General features: G+C 68.2%; 20 protein-coding genes. 12 read left to right on the top strand and 8 right to left on the bottom strand.

All coding sequences use genetic code 11. The features are described 5' to 3' along the window. Positions 1–19: 19 nt before the first annotated feature. The 6 genes from sctS to sctU all read right to left on the bottom strand — a co-directional run bounded on the left by sctS (position 20) and on the right by sctU (position 6,190). A complete protein-coding gene (gene sctS / locus WJ542_RS21990) occupies positions 20–283 on the bottom strand; it encodes a type III secretion system export apparatus subunit SctS (RefSeq protein WP_411191606.1) in 264 nt (87 codons plus the stop codon). A gap of 10 nt (positions 284–293) precedes the next feature. Continuing rightward, the gene (gene sctR, locus WJ542_RS21985) at positions 294–944 is read right to left on the bottom strand and encodes a type III secretion system export apparatus subunit SctR (protein WP_411191605.1); all 651 of its coding nucleotides are present in this window, start codon (positions 942–944) and stop codon (positions 294–296) included. Further along, positions 931–2,205 carry a type III secretion system cytoplasmic ring protein SctQ gene (gene sctQ, locus WJ542_RS21980; protein ID WP_411191604.1) on the bottom strand — a complete coding sequence of 425 codons (1,275 nt, stop codon included), beginning with the start codon at positions 2,203–2,205 and terminating at the stop codon, positions 931–933. Before sctQ ends, sctR begins: the two co-directional genes overlap by 14 nt. Positions 2,206–2,283: 78 nt before the next feature. Further along, positions 2,284–2,946 carry a type III secretion system protein SctP gene (gene sctP / locus WJ542_RS21975; RefSeq protein WP_411191603.1) on the bottom strand — a complete coding sequence of 221 codons (663 nt, stop codon included), beginning with the start codon at positions 2,944–2,946 and terminating at the stop codon, positions 2,284–2,286. An 8-nt stretch (positions 2,947–2,954) separates the two neighbouring features. Further along, on the bottom strand, positions 2,955–5,093 hold the full coding sequence (gene sctV, locus WJ542_RS21970; protein WP_411191602.1) for a type III secretion system export apparatus subunit SctV: 2,139 nt from the start codon (positions 5,091–5,093) through the stop codon (positions 2,955–2,957). Further along, a complete protein-coding gene (gene sctU, locus WJ542_RS21965) occupies positions 5,087–6,190 on the bottom strand; it encodes a type III secretion system export apparatus subunit SctU (RefSeq protein ID WP_411191601.1) in 1,104 nt (367 codons plus the stop codon). The genes sctV and sctU overlap by 7 nt, the downstream gene beginning before the upstream one ends. Positions 6,191–6,401: 211 nt before the next feature. Here sctU and WJ542_RS21960 point away from each other — a divergent pair, with 211 nt between their 5' ends. The 10 genes from WJ542_RS21960 (at position 6,402) to sctC (ending at position 16,296) form a co-directional block, all read left to right on the top strand. Further along, positions 6,402–6,989 (top strand): HrpB1 family type III secretion system apparatus protein, encoded by a 588-nt coding sequence (locus WJ542_RS21960; RefSeq protein WP_411191600.1) that lies wholly within the window; start codon positions 6,402–6,404, stop codon positions 6,987–6,989. Positions 6,990–7,108: 119 nt separating this feature from the next. Further along, entirely contained in the window at positions 7,109–7,504 is a 396-nt protein-coding gene (locus tag WJ542_RS21955) for a type III secretion protein HrpB2 (protein WP_411191599.1), read from the top strand. A 67-nt stretch (positions 7,505–7,571) separates the two neighbouring features. Beyond that, entirely contained in the window at positions 7,572–8,405 is an 834-nt protein-coding gene (gene sctJ, locus WJ542_RS21950; RefSeq protein WP_411191598.1) for a type III secretion system inner membrane ring lipoprotein SctJ, read from the top strand. A gap of 46 nt (positions 8,406–8,451) precedes the next feature. Next, complete coding sequence (locus WJ542_RS21945) at positions 8,452–9,198, top strand: type III secretion protein HrpB4 (protein WP_411191597.1); 747 nt, start codon at positions 8,452–8,454, stop codon at positions 9,196–9,198. Next, entirely contained in the window at positions 9,183–10,043 is an 861-nt protein-coding gene (gene sctL, locus WJ542_RS21940) for a type III secretion system stator protein SctL (RefSeq protein ID WP_411191596.1), read from the top strand. Before WJ542_RS21945 ends, sctL begins: the two co-directional genes overlap by 16 nt. Beyond that, positions 10,040–11,404, top strand: coding sequence for a FliI/YscN family ATPase (locus WJ542_RS21935; RefSeq protein ID WP_411191595.1), 1,365 nt, complete (start codon positions 10,040–10,042; stop codon positions 11,402–11,404). The genes sctL and WJ542_RS21935 overlap by 4 nt, the downstream gene beginning before the upstream one ends. Further along, positions 11,401–11,907, top strand: a complete 507-nt coding sequence (locus WJ542_RS21930; protein WP_411191594.1) for a hypothetical protein — start codon at positions 11,401–11,403, stop codon at positions 11,905–11,907. The genes WJ542_RS21935 and WJ542_RS21930 overlap by 4 nt, the downstream gene beginning before the upstream one ends. Next, positions 11,904–12,782, top strand: coding sequence for a type III secretion system export apparatus subunit SctT (gene sctT / locus WJ542_RS21925; protein ID WP_411191593.1), 879 nt, complete (start codon positions 11,904–11,906; stop codon positions 12,780–12,782). Before WJ542_RS21930 ends, sctT begins: the two co-directional genes overlap by 4 nt. A 133-nt stretch (positions 12,783–12,915) precedes the next feature. Then, positions 12,916–14,376: a helix-turn-helix domain-containing protein gene (locus WJ542_RS21920; protein ID WP_411191592.1), complete on the top strand. Its 1,461-nt coding sequence runs from the start codon at positions 12,916–12,918 to the stop codon at positions 14,374–14,376. Between the two features lie 78 nt (positions 14,377–14,454). Then, positions 14,455–16,296, top strand: coding sequence for a type III secretion system outer membrane ring subunit SctC (sctC, locus tag WJ542_RS21915; protein ID WP_411191591.1), 1,842 nt, complete (start codon positions 14,455–14,457; stop codon positions 16,294–16,296). Between the two features lie 684 nt (positions 16,297–16,980). Here the strand turns inward: sctC and WJ542_RS21910 are convergent. Continuing rightward, positions 16,981–17,649: a DUF3455 domain-containing protein gene (locus WJ542_RS21910; RefSeq protein ID WP_411191590.1), complete on the bottom strand. Its 669-nt coding sequence runs from the start codon at positions 17,647–17,649 to the stop codon at positions 16,981–16,983. A 279-nt stretch (positions 17,650–17,928) separates the two neighbouring features. Here WJ542_RS21910 and WJ542_RS21905 point away from each other — a divergent pair, with 279 nt between their 5' ends. After that, on the top strand, positions 17,929–19,122 hold the full coding sequence (locus WJ542_RS21905; RefSeq protein ID WP_411191589.1) for a cupin-like domain-containing protein: 1,194 nt from the start codon (positions 17,929–17,931) through the stop codon (positions 19,120–19,122). Positions 19,123–19,126: 4 nt separating this feature from the next. Then, a complete protein-coding gene (locus WJ542_RS21900) occupies positions 19,127–19,597 on the top strand; it encodes a hypothetical protein (protein ID WP_411191588.1) in 471 nt (156 codons plus the stop codon). A gap of 37 nt (positions 19,598–19,634) precedes the next feature. Here WJ542_RS21900 and WJ542_RS21895 read toward each other — a convergent pair whose 3' ends face one another. Next, a complete protein-coding gene (locus WJ542_RS21895) occupies positions 19,635–20,690 on the bottom strand; it encodes a response regulator transcription factor (RefSeq protein ID WP_411191587.1) in 1,056 nt (351 codons plus the stop codon). Positions 20,691–20,725: the final 35 nt, after the last annotated feature.

Genomic DNA, 20,725 nt, shown 5'->3' with positions numbered 1-20,725 from the left:
CGCGGCAGCGGCTGCCGCGCTATTGCGGCAGCACCGCGCGCATCATCCCGTTCGCGAAGTGCAGCACGGCGGCGCACGACAGCGGCGCGACGATCACGATCGTGACCGTGACGGCAATCAGCTTGACCGCATGCGAGATGGACTGGTCCTGCATCGACGTGATCGCCTGCAGGAACGACACGCCGAGCCCCACCAGCGCGGCGACGATCACGACCGGCAGCGACACGGTCAGGCACAGCAGCATGCCCTGCGAGGTGAACTGGATAAGCGTGTCCAACGGCATGGGGCGGCCTTCAGCGGTAAGTCATCACGAGCCCGTGGATCAGCGTGGACCAGCCGTCCATCACCACGAACAGCAGCAGCTTGAACGGGATCGCGACGTTGGTCGGCGTGATCTGGTTCAGCCCCATCGCCAGCAGCACGTTGGCGATGATCAGGTCGACCACGATGAACGCGACGTAAAGCATGAAGCCGATCTTGAACGCCTCGGTGAGCTCGGTCAGCGTGAACGCCGGCGCGAGCACGATCAGATCGTCTTCCTTCAGCATCTGCGCCTGTTCCTTCGGCCAGACCATGTTCGCCGAGCGCAGGAAGAAGCGCTTCTCGCGTTCCTGCGCGTGTTTTTCCAGGAACGAGCGGAACGGTTCGCGCACCGCGTCGAACAGTTGCAGCATTGCCTGCGACGACTGCGGCGCGATCGGCTGATTCTCCAGCGCCTTCGACGCGGCGAGGCCGACCGGCGCCATCACGTAGACCGACACGAGAATCGCGATGCCGTTGAGGACCATGTTCGGCGGCACCTGCTGCACGCCGAGCGCGTTGCGCAGCAGGCCGAGCACCACGACGATCTTCGCGTACGACGTCACGACCATCGCGACGAACGGCACGAGGCTGATGGCGACGATCGCGAGCAGCAGCCCGGTGATGTCGCTAAACTGAACCATCGTCCATCCCTGGCGCCGCTCCGCTGTTGTGAGCCATGCGGACGATGCGCACGCCGAGATGTTCGCCTACCGTGACGAGCTCGCCATAGCCGATCGTGTTGCCGTGCGCGACGAGACGCAGCAGCGCGTCGCTGAACGGCACCGGGAATTCGATCACGTAGCCCGGGCCGAGCGCGGACAGCTGCGAGAGCGGCATGGCAAGCGTGTCGATCTCGAACTGGACGGGCAGCTCCAGCTCGCCGACGCGGATCAGGTCGTCGTCCCGGGCGATGGACATTCCGGCGTCGGCCAGGGCCGAGTCCAGATGGTCTGACATGTAGGGCTCCTTGATGATGACGGGCGAGGTCCCGTCGAATTCCACGGTCGCGCACAGTCGCACCAGACCGGGCGTGCCCCATGCCGCGACCGCGCGCGGCGCGGCATGGCCCGACGGCGAACCGGCTGCGTCGCGGTTTGCGTCGCGGTCCGCGGCGTGCGTCGCGAGCCGCCGCGCGTCGAAAGCGGGGAACAGCGCGCGCAGCAGCACGTCGCCGGGTTGCAGCCGCGCGAGCGTGTCGATCGACAGCGGCTTCACTCCGAGCACGATGCGGCCCGGCACCGGCAGCGTGCCGAAGCGCGGCTCGACCGCGGCCTGCCTGACGAGCGCATCGACACACCGGACCGCGCTTTCCGGCAACGACACGAGGTGCTCATAGCGCACCCGCGGCGCGCCTTCGGCCGGCTCCGTACCCGGCAGCGAGAACGCGAGATGCACGAAGGGTCCGCGGTGCTGTTGCGCGAGCCGTCCGCGCGCGATGGCGGCGAGGTGCAGGTCCTCGAACCGCAGCTTGCCGAGCTGGACGAACAGCGGCTCGACCAGCAGTGCCGCGACGGCGAGCGTCAGCGCCGGTTGCCGGACTGGCGGCGCGGAGGCGGCGCGACCGGCGTCGGCGGGGCCGAGCGCGATGCGCAGCAGCGGGTACTGGTCGAGGTCGATCTCGATCGCCGCGCGGGCCGTTTCGGCCGGCGCATCCGGCGTGCGGAACGTTACCGTGAGCACCGCGGGGTCCGCCGCCGCCGGCGCGCTGGCGGTCACGCGGGCGGCGGTATCGCGCACGGCCACGCTCGCGAGTTCGACGCCGGCCTGCGCCGCGCAGCGCGCGAAGCGCACGTCGCAGACGGTCTGCGTGAGCCGCAGCGTATCCAGATCGACAGCCGGCAGCACCGGCCGCGCGACCGCCGCCGTGCCGTTCGCGTTGCCGTCCGCCGCAACCAGTCGCATGGTTTGGCTCGATGCCGGCTGGGTTGCCACCGGTTCGTCGCGGAGTTCAGGAAGGGAAGCGACCATCGGGTCAGCCCGTCACCAGACCGTCAATTGAATGTCGCGGGACTCACCCCACGCGCGAAGTGTTGCATCGAGCTCTCGTTCCAGCATCGAGCTATGGTCCAAGAGTAGCTGCTTTATCTCGGGGTCTGGAGCGTCGAACCGAAGCTGCATGACGAAACGCGAAAGCGTCAGATACAGCGTGGTATGCGGGAAACGCTGCTCGTCGAGCGGCATCTGCACGTCCCAGTTGCCGCCGTTCGCGATCGCCGCGTCGCTGCAGAACGCGGCGATTTCGCGCGACAGCGTGCCGACGAGATCGAGCACGCGCTGCTGCCGCGCGAACACCGACGACACCACGGGCATTGCCGCATGCGCGACGCGCGAACCGAGTGCGCTGGCCGCCGCCGTATCGCGAGGCGGCACGGATTCGGCCTGGGCGAGCGGGGCCTCGCGGCTTGCGATGTCGTCGGCGGCGCGGGCTTCGTCCTGCTGGCGGTCCGGCATCGGCTGCGGTGTTTGCGGGGCCGCGCGCGGCGGCGCTTGCGTGATGCGGGCAACCGGGCGATGCGGCGCGCCGCGGGTGCGCAGCAGCTTCGCGTAGTCGAAGCCGCCCGGCGTGCTGTTCGCGCCGGCCCAGCCGTCGTCCAGCTCGCTGCCGCTGGCGTCGCGCACGCGGCGCGAAGAGATCGACGTCATGACGCGCGTCAGAAGCCGACGCGGCCGAGCGGCATCAGCTCGACGTGCTCGCCCAGCTCCTGGTACGAGTAGACGCCAAGCCAGCCGATGCGCGCCTCGATCATGCGGCGCACGTAGCGGCGGATGTCCATCGACGTGACCAGCGCGACTCCGCTGCGCGGCGTCGGGCCGACGAACGCTTCGATGCGCTCGGTCAGCGCGGCGACTTCCTCGGGCGGCAGCGCGAGGAAGTTGCCGGTGGGCGTCTGCTTGATCGACTGCCGGATGTGCTGCTCGACCTGCAGATCGAACAGCACCGCGGACAGCGTGCCGCTTCCCTGCGTGGCCCGGTGCGCGAGGAAGCGCGACAGGTCGCCGCGCACGTATTCGGTCAGCATCAGCGTGTCCTTTTCCTTCGGACCCCATACCATCAGGCTTTCCATGATGGTGCGCACGTTGCGGATCGACACGTTTTCCTCCAGCAGCCGCCGCAGTACGTCGGCGATGCGCTGCAGCGGCAGTCCTTTCTGCACTTCGGCGACGAGTCCGGGATAGTCGGCCGCGAGCTGGTCGAGAATCCATTGCACTTCCTGAATGCCGAGAAAGAGCGGCGCATGCCGGCGCAGGATGCTCACCGACGCACGCGCGATGATCTGCTCCGCATGCCAGACCGCGGCCTTCGAGGGCGCCTGCCGCTCGTCGATCCAGTGCGTCGCGCCGCCGTCGGCTTCGATCGGCTCGCGCGTCTCGCTGCCCGCGAGCAGCGCGTCGTGCGCGGACGTGTCCGCTGCCGGGTTTGCCGCCGGGTTTGCCGCGTCAATCGCGGCCGTCTCGCCGTTGCCGGGCAGCGCCGGCGCCGCGGGCGCGGCGGCGGGCACCAGCACCTTGCCGGGCGGCAGCTCGATGCGCCGCTGCGGCACGTCGTGAATCAGGATCTCGCAGGTGTGCGCGGGCAGCGACTCGTGCGTCCACATCACGATGCCGGGGAAGGGCAGCCCGAGCTCCTCCTGCAACTGCGTGCGCTCCGCATCGAACGACCGGTCGAGCGACGGCATCGCGAGCCGCGCGACGAGATCCGGCGCGACGCGCACGCCGAGCGCACAGGTGAACTGCGGCGCACGCGAGAGGATCGGCGGCACGTCGGCCTTCGAACCCGAGCGCTGCATCGCCTTCAGCGGTTCGCCGTCGGCGCCGGGTTCCTGCGGCGACTTGCGGTTGAGCCGGTACGCGGTGAACGCGAGCAGCGCCGAGATCAGCAGGAACAGCGGCGCGGGAAAACCGGGCACGGCCGCGAACGCGAGCAGCAGCACCGCGGCGACGTACAGCGCGCGGGTGCTGGAACTGAGCTGGCGGCCGATTTCGTCGCCCAGCGAGATCGCCTTGCGGCGTTCGTCGGTGACGCGCGTGATCATGACGCCCGCCGCGACCGACAGCAGCAGCGACGGAATCTGCGACACCATCGCATCGCCAACCGATAGCACTGCGAAGCGGCTCGCCGCCTCCGACGCGCTCATGCCGTGATACGCGACGCCGACCGCAATGCCGGCCACGATGTTGATCATCGTGATGATGAGGCCCGCGATCGCGTCGCCTTTCACGAACTTCATCGCGCCGTCCATGCCGCCGTTCAGCTGACTCTCGATCGCGAGCGTCGCGCGCTTCATGCGCGCCTGCTCGCCGGTCAGCAGGTTCGCGCGCAGATCGGCGTCGATGCTCATCTGCTTGCCGGGCATCGCGTCGAGCGTGAAGCGCGCACCCACTTCGGCCACGCGCTCCGAGCCCTTCGCGATCACGATGAACTGCACGGTCGTGATGATCGCGAACACCACCAGCCCGACGACGAGGTTGCCGCCCACCACGAGCTCGCCGAAGCTGTCGATGATGTGGCCGGCTTCCGCGTGCAGCAGGATCGACTTGGTGGACGCAATGTTCAGCGACAGCCGGTACAGCGTGGTGAACAGCAGCAGCGCGGGGAACGACGACAGCGACAGCACCGTCGGCACGTACAGCGTGATCATCAGCAGCGTCACGCTGATCGAGATGTTGACCGCGAGCAGGATGTCGATGATGAGCGGCGGCAGCGGCAGGATCATCAGCGAGATGATCGCCACGATCATCGCGGCAATGCCGATTTCGCCACCGGCGGGCAGTTTCAGGGCTTTCAGCATGGCGTGTCCGTCGTGTTGCTGGTGCGGGAGGAGGGCATCGCGCCGTCGCGCTTCGCGCCGATCGCGTTGACCCAGCGCAGGATCGCGGCGACCGTCTCGAACAGTTCCTCGGGAATCGGCTGTTCGAGCCCGACCCGGTACAGCGCGCGGGCCACGGGCGGATTGCCGATGATCGGCACGCCCGCGTCGCGCGCTTCGCCGCGCAGCGCGGCCGCCTGTTCGTCCATGCCCTTTGCGATCACCCGCGGCAGCGGATGCTCGTCGGGCGCGTAGCGGATCGCGACCGCGTAATGCATAGGATTCACGAGCATCACGTTGGCGAGCCCGACCCGCGTCGGCGCCGGCCCGCTCACGTATTCGCGCGCGAGGCGCTTGCGTTCGCGCTTGATGCGCGGATCGCCTTCGCGCTGCTTGTGCTCGCGCTTCACTTCGTCCTTGGTCATCATCAGCTTCTTGACGAACATCGCGGACTGCAGCTTCACGTCGGCGGCGCCCGTCAGCACGAAGATCGCAGTGGCGACCGCGATCAGGCGCAGCAGCACGTCCCACATCATCTGCGTGAGGCCGGCGAGCGGCTGGTACAGCGAGCCGACGATCAGCGGGAACAACGCCTTGACGGTCACGAACATCACGATCGCCACCAGCGTGACCTTCACGAGCATCTTCGCGATCTCGACGACGGTGCGCAGCGAGAAGATCCGCTTGATGCCGGTCATCGGATGAACCGCCATCAGGTTCGGCGAGACCGGCTTCATCGCGATCTTGACGCCGACCTGCGCCGCCTGCGCGACGAGCGCCGCCAGTGCGGCCGCGCAGACGCACGGCAGTATCGCGGACAGGGCCACGCCGCCCAGCTTCATCACCTGCGCGTGGATATTGGTATCCGAATGATCGCCGTTGACGAACTGCATTGGGATCGCGATGACCTCCTTGAGCACGCCCTCCAGATGGCTCGCGCCCGCCGCGAGCAGCAGCAGGACGGCAGCCATTGCGACCGCCGAGGTCAGATCGGCGCTGTGCGCGACCTGGCCGTCCTTGCGAGCGTCCTTGAGCTTCTTGGGGGTGGGCTTTTCGGTCTTGTCGTCGGACTGGCTCATCGATCGTCTCGTCTCTGCCCAGGCTGGGCTACGCACGAAAGTAGCAGCCGGGCCGCGCGGCGGCGAGCCGCGAGGCGAAGCGCGGATGCGCGTTGCGAAGCGCCCGGGCCGCTTCGGCTGCGCTGCGTTCGCTTCGCATTGGTGCTTCTGGCGGGCGGACCGCGATGCTAATTTGCCGTGGTCGATACCATTCGCGCAGGAGTCTGCCGCCGTGTATACGAGCAAGCCGGAATATCTGAGCTGTAGCGCCGACGTGGTCGGCGGATTGATCGAGACCGTTTCCGTTGCGTTGATGGACCAGTTTCCCAAGCCCACCGTCGACTGCGACGACGTCGCGCTGATGCTCGACGCGCTGCACGTGCTGCGGCCGGACGCGCCCGAGCTGGACGCGCTGGACGGCATTCTGTTCATCGTGAAGGGCGCCTACGACGATGCGATCCACGTCCTGCGGCAGGTGACCGAAAGCGCGCCGCACTTCGCGTACGCGCGGGCCCTGCTCGCGTTCAGCCTCGCGGCGAAGGGCGATCCCGAGTGGCGCCAGTGCGCGGGCGAGGTGATCGACGACCACGAGTCCGGCGACGCGCAGAAGCTCGTGCGCGTGCTGATCGCACGCCACGACCTGATGGATGCGCGGCGCGCGAGCCGGCTCGGCGGGGAGTTCGTGATGCCCGCGTCCGTCACGTCGCTGCTCGAGGACCAGTCCGCGCCGCCGGCGGCGCGGGACGCCGACGCCGGCCATCCTGCGCCGCGCGAGCCGGTTTCGGCCGATGCGCACTATATGGGCTTTCTGCGGGCGTAAACCGTTCGCGCGGCGTTGGCGCGAGCTTCGCGGGCCGGTCCCGCATGCATCGGGAATCCGCTGCGCGCCGGCCACGCAGGGAGCGCGTGCCGGCGGCACTTTCGAAACAGGAGGCGTACATGGCTATCAGTGTCGATGCCGCGCAGATGCAGGCGGCGCTCGAAAAACTCGCGACCGGCGGCGGTGAGGCCGCGCAGACGCCGACCGAACTGGCGGACAAGTTTCAGTCGTTGATGCAGAACGCGCAGCTCGAACCGCCCGCCGCGCCCGCGCAATCGCACGGCGCCGAGACCGCGTCGCAACTGCTGAAGGAACAAGACGCGCAGCTCGACCGCGTGTCGAGCGACGTCGACGCGTACGAGAAAGCGGCGCCGGAGATGTCGCTGCAGGAGATGTCGGCGGCCGGCACCCAGTTGATCATGGAGATGTCGACCGCGCAGATCAATCTGCAGGCGAAGATGGGCGTCGTCGAATCGTCGAAGACATCGATCGAGACGCTGATGAGAAACCAGTAGCCTCTGCGGCGTGCCGCGCAGGCGGCGCGCTGCCAGGCAGTGCTGTTCTGTTCGGACGGGATAGGTGATGGTGGATCGATGCGCGTTGCGCCGGCGTGGCGCATGGCTGCTCGGCGTGACCGCGTTGTGCGTGCTGCTCGGCGGCTGCAAGAAGGAGCTGTACGGCAAGCTCTCCGAGCAGGATGCGAACGAAATGGTGGTCGCGCTGCTCGAGCACGGCGTGGACGCGGCGAAGGACACGCCGGACGACGGCAAGACCTGGGCGCTCGACGTCGACGACGGCCAGATGGTGCAGGCGATGCAGGTGCTGCGCGAAGCGGGCCTGCCGCACAGCAGTTACGACAACCTCGGCGACCTGTTCAGGAAGGATGGTCTCGTGTCGACGCCGACCGAGGAACGGGTGCGCTTCATCTACGGCATGTCGCAGGAGCTCGGCGCGACGCTCGCGAAGATCGACGGCGTGCTGGTGGCGCGCGTGCAGATCGTGCTGCCGAACAACGATCCGCTCGCGCAGACCGTGAAGCCTTCCTCGGCGGCGGTGTTCATCAAGTACCGGCCCGACGCGGACATCGCCGCGCTCGTGCCGCAGATCAAGACGCTCGTGATGCACAGCGTAGAAGGGCTGACCTACGACGAGGTCAGCGTGACGGCGGTGGCGGCCGACCCGGTCGCGGTGTCGAGCCTGCAGCGCTCATCCGGCGGAACCTGGCCGTGGCTGATCGCGGCGATCGGCGGCATCTGCCTGCTGGCCGCGGTCGCGCTGCTGGTGCTGGCAAGACGCGGCGCGGCGAAGCTGGGTGCGACCGACGGCGAGGGCGGCGCGGCGGCTGGTATCGTCGACTGGGCGATCGAGCCGTTCCGGCGGCTCACGAGGCGCTCGCGCGTCGGCCCGAGCGCATGAGGCCGCGCTCCGGCTCCGACGGGCAGCGGCGCACGCGGCGGCCCGCATGAGCGCGTCGTTCGGGCAGCCGTTCGCGCGGGCGGCGTCCGCGCTGCGTAGCTGCCGCGCGAACATGGCCGACGCCGCCCGCTGGATGCATCCGTCGTGGCAGATGGCGCTCCTCGATATCGACGCGGCGCAGTTCGACCGCTGGACCCGCGCGCTCGGGCGGTCGTCGCCGTCCGCGCGCGAGCGCGCGTCGTTCGCGCTATGCGCCAGCGCCGGCGTGGATGCGCCTGCGCTGGAGCCGCTGTCGCAGCCGCTGCTGCTCGCGCGGCGGGACGGCGCGGTGCCGAACGTGATGCTGCTCGACGCGTGCCCGGCGGCGCTCGGGCTGCAGATCCTGCGGATGCGTGCGCTGTCGTTCCGGCGCGGCGAGGTGCGCCGCCTGATCGACAAGCGTACGCGTGCGCTGCTATCGAGCTGGGCCGGCGTCGCGGTCGATCTGCTCTGTCTCGACGCCCATCTGGCGGACGCTCCCAATGTCGCGACGCTGCACACGCAGATCCGCATGCCGGTGCTCGCGTCGCTCGACGCCGACGCGCTGGCGATCGAGGGTCTGCTGCTGATCCAGCGCGATTGCGGGGCGACGCCTGCGGCGCTGTGCCCGCTGCTGCGCTGCGCGCTGCCGCGCGAACTGCACACGCCCGCATGGCTCGCGAACCTGCCGTCCGGGATCGATTCGCTGGGGACGGGCCGCCTGTTCGCGCGTCTTCCGCGCTTGCTACCGGAGTGGGCATGGCTATCTGGCTGAGAAACGCGCGTCGCGAGGAGGACGGCACGGCCGGAGAGCCGGGCAGCGGACGCGTGGGCGCCGGCAACGACATCCTGAGCGCGGCCGAGTTCGGCGCGCTGGTCTCGCTCGACGAAGGCTACCGGCAGCTCGCCGACGATCGCGACGCGGTTCTCGCGGCGGCACGCGACGAAGCGGCGCGCGTGATCGCGGCGGGCGAGGCCCGCGCGGCCGAGCTCGTCGAAGCGGCCAGGCGCGAGCGCGAACAGGCCGCCGCCGAAGGGTATCGCCACGGCGAGCAGACGGCGCTCGCCGACTGGATCGCGCGGGTCGCGCAGGCGGGCGACGCCCGCGCGCTGATGCATGCGCGGATGCGCGAGCGTCTCGCGTCGGTCGTGCAGGTCGCGGTCGAGAAGATCGTCGCGGTGCAGCAGCGCGATCTGCTGTTCGAGCGCGCGCTGGCCGAAGTCGACCGGATCGCCGACGGCGCCGCGTATCTGAGCGTCACCGTGCATCCGAACGACCACGCGCACGCGCAGGCCGCGTTCGACCGGTTGGCGGTGCGCTGGCGCGAGCTGGGCCAGGCGTTCCCGATCTCGGTGGTGGCGGACCGGCGCGTCGAACCCGGCAGTTGCGTGGCCGAATCGGACGTCGGCGCAATCGACGCAAGTCTCGAAACCCAGTTGCGCGCGATGCGGGACGCGGTGGCGCGTGCGCTCAAACGAGCGGCGCAGGCGTCGGAGCGTACGGCGATATCGGCAACGGCGGCGGCAACGGCGGCGGCAACGCCCGACGAGAGGCCCGATCCCGATCCCGGGCGCGACGCCGGGTCCGCGCACGAGGCCGCCTCGAAGGCCGATACATGAACCAGCCGTGGCTTCCGTCCAACGCCGATTTCGGTTTCTTCGCCGACGAGATCGAACGCGAACTGCTTGCGGCATCGAACGTCGTGCGCAGCGGCAAGGTGGTCGAAGTGGTCGGCACGCTGATCAAGGTCGCGGGGCTCGACGTGTCGCTCGGCGACCTGTGCGAACTGCGCAATCCGGCGACGTCCGGCATTCAGCTTGCGGAAGTGGTCGGCTTCACGCGTGATCTCGCGTTGCTGTCGCCGTTCTCGCAGCTTGCGGGCGTGTCGCGGTCGACGCAGGTGTTCGGGCTCGGCCGGGCGCTCGAGATCGGGGTTGGCGACGCGCTGCTCGGGCGCGTGATCGACGGCCTCGGCCAGCCGATGGACGGCGGCCCGCCGATCGAGACCCGCGCGACGCAGCCGGTGTTCGCACCGCCTCCGCAGGCCATGCAGCGCCGTCCGATCTCGGCGCCGCTGATCACCGGCGTGCGCGCGGTCGACGCGCTGATGACGCTCGCCGAAGGCCAGCGCATGGGCATCTTCGCGCCGGCCGGCGTCGGCAAGAGCACGCTGCTCGGCATGTTCGCGCGCGGCGCGCAATGCGACGTCAGCGTGATCGCGCTGATCGGCGAACGCGGCCGCGAAGTGCGCGAGTTCATCGAGGAGATTCTCGGCGCCGCGGGTCTCGCGCGCGCGGTGGTGATCTGCGCGACCTCGGACCGCTCGTCGATGGAGCGGATGAAGGCGGCCTATGTCGCGACGGCGGTGGCGGAGCACTTTCGCGATCGCGGCCAACGGGTGCTGCTGATGATGGATTCGCTGACGCGCTTTGCCCGCGCGGCGCGCGAGATCGGTCTGGCGGCCGGCGAGCCGCCCGCGCGGCGCGGTTTTCCGCCGTCGATCTTCGCCGAGCTGCCGCGTCTGCTGGAGCGTGCCGGCATGGGCGCCGCGACGCATCCGGGCGGCTCGATCACCGCGCTCTACACGGTGCTTGTGGAGGACGAGAGCGGCACCGACCCGATCGCGGAGGAAGTGCGCAGCATTCTGGACGGCCACATGATCCTGTCGCGCGAGATCGCCGCGAAAAACCGCTATCCGGCTGTCGACGTGCTGAACAGCCTGTCGCGCGTGATGCCGCGCGTGATGCCGCGGGCGTCTCTGGAGGCCGCGGCGCGCGTGCGCCAGTTGATGGCCAGCTATCGCGACGTCGAAATGCTGCTGCAGATCGGCGAGTATCAGCAGGGCAACAATCCGGTTGCCGACGAGGCGATTGCGAAGCGCGACGCGATCGATGCGTTCCTCTCGCAGGGCACCGACGACTTCGCGACGCTCGACGACACGCAGGCCGGGCTGTTCGCGCTGGCAGGGGCGCGCGGATGAAGGACCGGCGCATGGCGGCGCTGCGCGTATCGATCCGGCGCTGCGAGCGGCTAGGCGACGCGCTGCGGCGCGAGCTCGACGTGCGGCGGCGCGAGTACGACGCGCAGGCCGAACAGTGCCGCCTCTGCGCGGCGCGCCTCGACGAAGCGAACGAAGCGCTGCGGGCCTGCGCGATGCGGCTCGATGCGATGGCGTGCGGCGCGGAGCCCTTCGCGCTCGACGTGTTCAACGAGGTGCGCCGATACATGGAAGTGGTGGCGGAGCGGCAGCGCACGTGCGCCGCCGAACGGGAGCGGCAGCAGGCGCTGCTCGCGGAGCGCGAGGCGGCGATGCTGCAGACCCGCCGCAGCATCGCGGCCAACGAAGCCCGCATGGATTTCATCAAGGAACGCGCGCGGTCGATCGAACGCGAGCTCGACAATCGGGAGAGCGACGCCGCCGACGACGAAGCGCAGGAGAACGCGACCGCGCGCCTGCTGCGCGAACGGAGCCGCGCCGCATGAATTCGCTCGAGGTGCTGCCGCAGCTTTCGGGGCTGATCTCCGGCTATCTGACGGCGACCGGGCTGTGCTCGCTGCGCCTGTTCGTCACGATGTTCGTGTTTCCGCCCACGAGCGACATGGTGATGCAGGGCGTGGTGCGCAATGCGCTCGTGATCATGTTCAGCGGCTACGTGGCGTATGGGCAGCCGGTGGAGTTCGTCCAGTCGCTGCACGGCGCGATCCTGATGGAGATCGGCCTGCGCGAGGCGCTGATCGGTCTCGTGATCGGCTTCTCGGCGTCGGTCGTGTTCTGGGTCGCGGAGGGCGCGGGCACCTACGTCGACGATCTGACCGGCTACAACAACGTGCAGCTCACCAATCCGACGCGCCCGGAAACCACGACGTTCATCAGCACGCTGCTCGGCCAGGTCGCGATCACCGCGTTCTGGGCGCTGGGCGGCATGACGTTCCTGCTCGGCGCGGTGTACGAGTCGTATCACTGGTGGCCGTTGTCGGCGCACGGGCCGAACATGGCGAACGTGATCGAGGCATTCGTGATCCAGCAGACCGATTCGCTGATGCAGTCGATCGCGAAGCTCGCGGCGCCGATGGTGCTGCTGCTGTTGCTGGTCGACTTCTCGTTCGGCTTTGCCGCGCGGTCCGCGTCGAAGCTCGACCTGATGACGCTCAGCCAGCCTGTGAAGGGCGCGCTGGCCGCGCTGATGCTCGCGCTGTTCGTCGGCCTCTTCGTCGATCAGGTGACCGGGCAGATCACGCTGCGCGATCTCTCCGCGCGCATGCGGGAGCTTGCGTCGCCCGACGCGGCGCATGCCGGCGGCAACGAGGACGGATCCGGCCGAAGCGCGTCCTCTACCACCGCATCGGGCGCCCGCTAGCCGATGCTCAACGGTTTCTCAAAAGAAGCGTGAATCTCAGGTTTATTGAGAATATGCCGGATTTCGCCTGATAAATTGGCTGTCATCCAAACGCGATGCGCGCCGTGTGCAACGCCTCACGAGGAGTACAGCCGTGTTCTCGACACTTTATTTCCCGCTGATTTCCGCGATCGCCACGCCCGGGCCGGATGCCGGTCGCGACGTCGCCGAGCGTTTCCGGAAAGCCGTGATCGATGGCGAGCTGGTGCTTGCCGGTACGCTTGCGAGCCGCTGGGGACAGGATCCGGGAACGAGCGAGGACGCGGCGTATATCGTGCAGCGGCATGCGGATCTACAGTTGATGTCGCGCGTCGAGGTGCGCGCGGAAGATGCCTACCGGCGCGCGCAGAAGATGATCCGTACGTCGATGGCGCTGCGCATCGCGTCGTGCCGCAACGCGGGGTGGCAGGCGCTGTTCCGCAATCGCCTGGGTTCGGCGCTCGCCTGTTTCTCGCGGCTTGCCGAAGAGGCCGAGGTTGCGCCCGAGCGCGGCGCGGAAGCGCGCTTCGCAATGGTGTGCGTGCTGCAGGAACTCGGCAAGACCGCGCAGGCTGCCGGGGCGCTTGCCGATCTGCGCGAGCATCTGGACACGCTCGGCTCCGCCTCGCGCGAGCTCTGGCGCGAACTGTACGACACGCTCGCATTCGATCTCGCGGTGCAGGCGGAAATCCGCTCGGCGAGCGCGTTGCAGGACCACGTGTTCTGGCAGTCGAGCCTTGGCGACGGCGTGCCGTATCTCGACTGCGACCAACTGCTCGACGCCGTATCGCGCGTGAAGTCGCCGCTCCTGCGCTTGCGCATCGATGCGCTGAAGACGCAGCGCGCCGCCGCGAGCGGCGACCGCTCCGCGTTCGGCGGGCTGCTCGAACATCTGAACTGGGCGCGCGACGAGAAGCTCCCCGACTATCTGCGCACCGCGCGGCTCGAAGCAGCGCTCGCCGCGCTCGCGGGCGCCGCGCCGCAGTTCGCCGAAACCGTGCTCGATCCGCTCGTCAACCAGTGCGCGCCGCAGCCGTTCACGGGGCAACGGCAGATCGAATACCTGTACTGCCTCTCGAAGACCCGCCAGCACCAGGGGCGCGCGCAGGAAGCCTGGCAGCTATACAGCCGTTACACGCTCGTCGCGATGCAGTGCCTGCGCGACAACTCGCATCTGCATCGGCCGCTGGTCGAGCGCGTGGCGCGGGTGTCGTCGCAACTGGACGACGTGGGCGCGCGGCTCACGGGCAAGTACCGGCGCGCCTATCACTTCGTGCTCGAGAACCTGAACCGGCGCGATCTGTCGGTGCGCGAAGTGGCCGCCGAGATCGGCGTGACCGAACGGGCGCTGCAGAACGCGTTCCGCAGCCTGCTCGGCCTGTCGCCGCGCGAACTGATCCGCCGCGAGCGGATGGAGCGCATCCGGGCGGAACTGATGAACGGCGCGGCGCAGGGCGACGGCAGCGTGCTGCGCGCGGCGAGCCGCTGGGGCGTCGAGAACCGCTCGACGCTCGTGCACGGCTATCGCAAGCAGTTCCACGAGGCGCCTTCGGAAACGCTCGAACGCTGCGCATGACCGTGGCCGCGTGCGTCGCTGCTTGTGGCCGCTTGCCGTTGTCATCTTCCATCGCTGATTTCTGCCATCCAATCCCACATGAAACCCGGCACCCTCATCAGGGACATCGTCATCGGCGCGCTGATCGCCGCCGCCATCCCCTCGTGGACCGACGCGGCGCCTGTGCGCTGGCGCAACCAGACCGTGCATATCGAGGTGCAGGGCAAAAGCCTTACCGACGTGCTGCGGGATTTCACCGCGAGCCAGGGGATTACGGCCGCGATCGCGGGCAACGTGCAGGGCACCGTGAGCGGCGAGTTCGACATGTCGCCGCAGCGCTTCCTCGATACGCTCGCGTCGACGTTCGGCTTCGTGTGGTTCTACGACGGCAACATCCTGTCCATCAGCAATGCGAACGATGTCACGCGCCAGGTGGTGCATCTGTCGCATGCGACACCGCAGCAACTGGTCTCCGCGCTCAATGCGATGCGGCTCAACGATCCGCGTTTTCCCGTGACCTATGACGACGCGGCGGGAACGGTGCTCGTCAATGGGCCGCCCGACTATGTGCAGATCGTGCAGTCGGTCGCGCAGAAGCTCGACGAGAGCGAGGACCGCAGCAGCGGCTCGGTGGTGCGCATTTTCAAGCTGCAGCACGCGTGGGCGGACGACCACAAGGTGCAGCTCGACAACGACACGATCACCGTGAAGGGTGTCGCGAGCGTGCTGTCGGGTCTCTATCATCCAACGGGCAACGGTAACGGCAGCGGCAGCGGCGGCGGCGGCGGCGAGAACGGTTCGGGCGCGCCCTCCGGATCGCCGAACATCCAGCGTGTGCAGCAGATGCCGGACGTTGCGGGCCAGACCACGGGCGGGGGCTTCGCGAACTCCGATTCGGGCAACGGCGCGCAACCCGTGATGCCGCCGCTGCCGCCGGGCATGGGCGGCAACGCTTCGTACGGCAGCCTGTTCGGTGCCTCGGGCGGTGGCGGGGGCAATGGCGCCGGCGCGCGCGGCGGTAGCGGCTATGGGGCGTCGAGCGGCGGCAGCGGCGGCGGTAGCGGCGCCGATTCCTCGCTGCCGGTGATTCGTGCCGATCCGATCACCAACTCGGTGCTGGTGCGCGACGTGCCGCAGCGGATCGATCAATACGCGTCGCTCGTCGACGCACTCGACGTACGGCCCAAGGTGATCGAGATCGAAGCGCACATCATCGAGATCGACGACAACTTCCTGCAGCAGATCGGTATCGACTGGCGCGCGCACAACAGCCACCTCGATCTGCAGACCGGCTCGGGCACGGCCCAGCAGAACAGCTATAACGGCAACATCAACCCGAACTTCGGCACGACGACGCTCTCGGACGGCACCACCGTGGTGAGCGCCACGCCGCTCGGCGCTTCGGTGACGGGGGTGCTGGGCAGCGCGAGCCGGTATCTGCTCGCGCGCGTCAATGCCGCGGAGTCGAACACGCTGGCGAAGATCGACGCCACGCCGAAGGTTGCGACACTCGATAACGTCGAGGCCGTGATGGACAACAAGACGAGCTTCTTCGTGAGCGTCTCCGGTTATACGGCGGCGGACCTGTACAGCGTTTCGACCGGCGTGTCGCTGCGCGTGCTGCCGCTGGTGATCAACGAGAACGGCAAAACCATCATCAAGCTGAACGTGCATATCGAGGATGGCCAGATCGCGAGCGGACAGACCGTCGATAACCTGCCTGTCATCACGTCCAGCGATATCAGTACGCAGGCGCTGGTCGCTCAAGGCGACAGCCTGCTGATTGCCGGCTACAGTTCGGACAGCAAGTCCAATGGCGTGACGAGCGTTCCCGGCCTGTCGAAAATTCCGCTGATCGGCGCGCTGTTCCGCAATAACGATGACTCTCGGGCGCATCTTGAGCGGGTGTTTCTGCTGACGCCTCGGATTGTTGATTTCTGAGAGGTGTTTGAGATTTGTCTGCGGGTGTTTGGGCGCGGTGGTTTTTTTTTGCGGGTTTAGTTAGTTGGCCTTTCCTTGTTTTCGTGGTGGTGTGCCAGGGTTGCCCCTGTGCGGGGCGGCACCTACTTTCTTTGCCGCGGCAAAGAAAGTAGGCAAAGAAAGCCGCTCACCCCGCCAGTGTGACGCCGTCCGCCACTCGCCATTGTTGGTAGTGGTTCCGGAGCGTCTGTCATCACTCGCCGCTAGCCGGAGTGACAAGGGGCTCATTCTTCCGGCGGCGCTGCGCGCGCCGAAGGGCATAACTTAAACCAGCGGTACGTATGCCGAAGTGCTCCGCAGCAAGGCCGGTTTCCCTTGCAGACCTGTCTGCGGCGCGCGTAGCGCGCAGCAGGAGGTATGAGCCCTTTGTCACTAACGTGAAGGGTGCGAGGTGACAGACGCTCCGGAGCCACTGGCTATTGTGGTGCGGGGTGAATGGTGGCTGGCATTAGCGGTGTGAGCGGCTTTCTTTGGCTACTTTCTTTGCCGCGGCAAAGAAAGTAGGTGCCGCCCCGCACAGGGGCAACCCTGGCATACCACCACGAACACAAGGAAAGGCCAACTAACTAAACCCACGAAAAAAAACCCAGCAATCGAATTTCAAAACACTCCCAGAGAGTGTCCCGGATAGGCCAGCGCCCGCTTTTATTTGGCGGCTGCCTGCACCGCGCCCGCCGCCGCCGCGGCGCTCTCTGTTGCATCGGGCGACGCCAGCCGCTCCCCCGCCGAGCTCGTACGGTACAACAGATAAGTCGCGCTATAGGGCACGAGAAGACGCAGTCCTTCGTGGCGGCAATAGGGTTCCGGCGGCAAGCCGCCCACCGTATCGATACGCTCGATCGACGAGATCCGCGCAAAACGTCCGGAACCAGGCGAGCTCCCGTCGCGCCGCGCGTCGTACCGTGCCCAGGTCAGCGTATTCGCGTCGACTTGGCTTTGGCGCTCCACCTGTACTTTCACGAAGCTGCCGTCGTACGCGACGAAGTAGCCGCCCGGCAGCACGGTGCCGACGTTCTGCCGAGCGCGATCGACGAGCGTGCCCGCCGAGCCTTCCTGGGTCCATCGCAGTCCACCACCGGTTGCCGTCGCGCTGCCCGGTGCGTCGGTGTCGTCGCGTTCGCAGCGCCAGGTCTCGTCGCCGCGGGTGACGAGAACCTGATCGAGCGTCTGGTCCGGATCCGTTCGCAGTTCGCCGGGCAAGGTCGCGTTGGTCAACGCAGGGGTGTGCGCGCTCGTCGCGCAGCCGCCCAGACTGCCCACGCCCAGGACGAAGGCGAGCGGCGCTGCATACACGTAAAAAGGGAGTCGCTTCATCGGAGCGGGGTCGGTCGGGGTGGCGTCGCTCGGGGTGGAGTTGGCTTGTTGGGCACTCCGCATTAAACCGCATCGGTCAGGCAGCGGCGGCGGCGAATGCGAAACGTCGAACGGGCCGGCGCATCGATCGGACCGCGCGTGGCTCCGGTTCGGGGGCGGGTTCCGCTCCTGATACCGGCAACGGCTTCGGGTTCGCGTGCCGCGTTTCGCTAACGCGCCGGTCCGTTCGACATCGGCGCGTCATACTGGCCACTCATTGCGTCGTCTGCCCGAACTCTCATGCGTCACGCTTTAGCCCCGTCCCGCGGCGCTCGATTCCCGACCGTCGCCCCGTTGAGCGGCGCCTCGCCGGAAGGACTCGTCGCGCTTCTCGCCGAACACTACGTGCCCGTCGCGAGACCAGTCTGCGTCGATCTGTGCATTGCCGACCGGCCCGCGGCACGCTGGCGCTTCACGTTGAGCGATACCATCGGCTGCACGCATCCGGATGCCTCCGGCGACGCACCGGCCGCGCGCATCACGATGACGTCCGCTGCGCTGGACAGCATGCTGGCCAATCCGACCCGCTTCGACCCGCGCAGTGCGGAGATCGCGGCGCTCGGCGGCGTGCGCATGGGCGGTTCGCCGCGGCTCGCGGCCTACTGGCTGCAGTTGCTGAAGCGCCCCACGTCCGAAGGTGTGGCGGCGCTTGAGCGGGCGCGTGCGAGAACGCTACCGTCGCTGCACGGTGTGAGTAGCGTGAACGCGCGCGAGACCCGCGAATGGCCGCAACGGATCGTCGCATCGATTCTTGCCGGATTGCCGCTGCGGGTGCGCGCCGCGCTCGACTGGCCGGAAGTGAACTGGACACTCGCGCAATGGCGCGAGCGCGACGGCGCGGTGGTGCTGCGGGACGACCCGCGCACGGGACGCGCGCAAACGCTCCGCGACTTCATGACGGCGCTCGGCGAGACCGGTGCGGCGACGTCGGTCGAGGCGACCTATACCGGCGGCAGTCCGACGCCGCGCGCGTGGGACGCGCGCTTCCGCGTGCCGCGGCTGCCCGCTACGCTGTTCGGCCCGGCGCAGTTGTGGTTCGGCCAGCACGGCGAGGACACGCTCGTCACCCATCTGCATTGCGATCTGGAGAACTCGTTTCTCGCGCAGGTGCATGGCGGCAAGCGCGTGCGGCTCTTTGCGCCGCACGAGGAGCATAACGTGTACGCGCTCGACGCGTTCAACACCTACCGGCCGTGCCGTGTCGACGCCGGCGCCCCCGACCTGAGCCGCTTTCCCCGCTTCGCCAAGGCACGCTTCGTCGAAGTCGTGATCGAGCCGGGCGACCTGCTGGTGATTCCGACCGGCTGGTTCCATTGCGTATGGGCGAAGGGCGCGACACTGTCGATCAGCCGCTTCGCCGGCGATGCGGCGATCGAAAGCCATGCGCACACGGTCGGACTGCCGCATCCGTCCGCCGTTGCGGTCACGGCCTGACGCGATGAACCGGTTCGTCAACCCGCCCCCCGGCGGCCGCTTCCCGCGGCGCAGCGGCTGGTTGCGCCGGCGCTCCGTTTTCGGCGGCCTCCTGATCGCAGCATCGCTGGCTGCCTTCGCCGTTCGACATCACGGCTATCGCGCGGGTATCGATGCCGCCACTCCCACGGCCGCCGATACCAGCGGGCAAGTGACACACCAGGCACCCCATGCGGACGACTGCGCCGCCCGTGCCGCGCGGGCACGGTCCGTCGCGGAGGATCGCGATGCGGGCGTCTCGCGGCAACAGGAACTGACGAGGCTCGAGGAACCCGGGTCCCGGTCGACGGCGGAGCGCGACCGGGCCATATGGTCGGCGACCTTGCTGGTCGACGGCATCTACGGCACGTATGCAACGGTCCCGGCTCAAACGATCTATGCGAAATATATTCAATACTGCGAAACGCACGGATTCGACTACGCCATCGGGCGGTGAAGCTGCCTGCGAGCGCCGCGCCGATGACGGCTGCGCGTCAGTTGCGCTGACGCGAATGGATCAACAACGCCGCAGACACCGGGAACGACGGCACGGCGTTCGTGTCGGCGGACTTGCCGGATGTGGCACAGGTCGCGCCGGCCGGATGCGGGGTGCCGTTGTGCCACAACGTTGCGTAATGCGACCACGGCAACGCGTTGCAGGCCGCTTCGCTGTCTTCGGCGTGCACGCCGCGCGCCCGGCCCGCACGAGGCGCGGGTGCGAGCGTGCTGCCACCCGTCTGATGCGGTTGCGTGTCACGGCCCTTCGCATCGCGCGCCGCGGCGAGCGGACCGCTCGTGAGGTGCAGCGGTACGGCGCGCGGCTGCGCCTGCAGCGAAGGCTCCGCCTGCGTCGGCTGCTCCGCTTCCTGCCGGCCGTCATACTGCTCGATCCGGTAGCCGTGCGCGTACATCGTGCGCAGCTGCACGCCGTTCGCGCCGTTCAGGTTCAGCTTCTTGCGCAGCTTGTAGATGTGCTGTTCGAGCGTGCGGCCGACAATGTCCTCGCTGCTGCTCCAGATCGCGCCCGCGATCGTGCGCCGGCTCACATACTCGCCGGCATGCGAGAACAGCAGCCATGCGATCGCGAACTCGCGCACGGTCAGGCGGATCTCGCGATCGTCGAGCAGCACCGAGCCGGCCCGGCGGTCGAGCCGGTAGGGACCGTACTCGACCCAGTCGTCGGAGCGCGGCGGCGTGGGCAAATGGAAGTGCCGCAGCGCGCGATGGATGCGCACCGCAAGCTCGTTGCGGTCGACGGGCGCGCGCACGACGTCGTCGGCACCCGCGTTGAAGGCCTGCTCGATACCGTCGCGTCCGTCGAACGCGCCGACGACGATCAGCGGCGCGCGCCGGTCGCCATAGCATTCGCGGCGTGCGAACACGGCGCAGTTGGCGTCGATGCCGCTCGCCGCATCGACGATGATCGCGTGATACTCCTCGCGGTAGATTGCGCGTGACAGCGCCACGTCGTCATTGAAGCGGAAGCACTCGATCGTCTCGTCGCTGAAGCACAGGCAAATCAGATTGAACAGGCTGCTGTTGGTAGTCATCACGGCGAATTTCAATTCGTTCTCCAAGGACAACG

Origin of the sequence: Paraburkholderia yinzeri, from assembly GCF_046581065.1 — a bacterium.
GTDB lineage: Bacteria > Pseudomonadota > Gammaproteobacteria > Burkholderiales > Burkholderiaceae > Paraburkholderia.
This window is presented reverse-complemented; position numbering and strand designations above follow the sequence as displayed.

What these genes read in the sequence shown, in the direction of transcription:
- sctS (WP_411191606.1), bottom strand. Translation starts at nt 283, where the DNA reads ATGCCGTTGGACACGCTTATCCAGTTCACCTCGCAGGGCATGCTGCTG.
- sctU (WP_411191601.1), bottom strand. Translation starts at nt 6,190, where the DNA reads ATGAGCCAGTCCGACGACAAGACCGAAAAGCCCACCCCCAAGAAGCTC.
- sctQ (WP_411191604.1), bottom strand. Translation starts at nt 2,205, where the DNA reads ATGCGACTGGTTGCGGCGGACGGCAACGCGAACGGCACGGCGGCGGTC.
- WJ542_RS21930 (WP_411191594.1), top strand. Translation starts at nt 11,401, where the DNA reads ATGAAGGACCGGCGCATGGCGGCGCTGCGCGTATCGATCCGGCGCTGC.
- WJ542_RS21945 (WP_411191597.1), top strand. Translation starts at nt 8,452, where the DNA reads ATGAGCGCGTCGTTCGGGCAGCCGTTCGCGCGGGCGGCGTCCGCGCTG.
- sctR (WP_411191605.1), bottom strand. Translation starts at nt 944, where the DNA reads ATGGTTCAGTTTAGCGACATCACCGGGCTGCTGCTCGCGATCGTCGCC.
- sctL (WP_411191596.1), top strand. Translation starts at nt 9,183, where the DNA reads ATGGCTATCTGGCTGAGAAACGCGCGTCGCGAGGAGGACGGCACGGCC.
- WJ542_RS21905 (WP_411191589.1), top strand. Translation starts at nt 17,929, where the DNA reads ATGCGTCACGCTTTAGCCCCGTCCCGCGGCGCTCGATTCCCGACCGTC.
- WJ542_RS21955 (WP_411191599.1), top strand. Translation starts at nt 7,109, where the DNA reads ATGGCTATCAGTGTCGATGCCGCGCAGATGCAGGCGGCGCTCGAAAAA.
- WJ542_RS21895 (WP_411191587.1), bottom strand. Translation starts at nt 20,690, where the DNA reads ATGACTACCAACAGCAGCCTGTTCAATCTGATTTGCCTGTGCTTCAGC.
- sctT (WP_411191593.1), top strand. Translation starts at nt 11,904, where the DNA reads ATGAATTCGCTCGAGGTGCTGCCGCAGCTTTCGGGGCTGATCTCCGGC.
- WJ542_RS21910 (WP_411191590.1), bottom strand. Translation starts at nt 17,649, where the DNA reads ATGAAGCGACTCCCTTTTTACGTGTATGCAGCGCCGCTCGCCTTCGTC.
- sctJ (WP_411191598.1), top strand. Translation starts at nt 7,572, where the DNA reads ATGGTGGATCGATGCGCGTTGCGCCGGCGTGGCGCATGGCTGCTCGGC.
- sctP (WP_411191603.1), bottom strand. Translation starts at nt 2,946, where the DNA reads ATGACGTCGATCTCTTCGCGCCGCGTGCGCGACGCCAGCGGCAGCGAG.
- WJ542_RS21900 (WP_411191588.1), top strand. Translation starts at nt 19,127, where the DNA reads ATGAACCGGTTCGTCAACCCGCCCCCCGGCGGCCGCTTCCCGCGGCGC.
- sctV (WP_411191602.1), bottom strand. Translation starts at nt 5,093, where the DNA reads ATGCTGAAAGCCCTGAAACTGCCCGCCGGTGGCGAAATCGGCATTGCC.
- WJ542_RS21935 (WP_411191595.1), top strand. Translation starts at nt 10,040, where the DNA reads ATGAACCAGCCGTGGCTTCCGTCCAACGCCGATTTCGGTTTCTTCGCC.
- sctC (WP_411191591.1), top strand. Translation starts at nt 14,455, where the DNA reads ATGAAACCCGGCACCCTCATCAGGGACATCGTCATCGGCGCGCTGATC.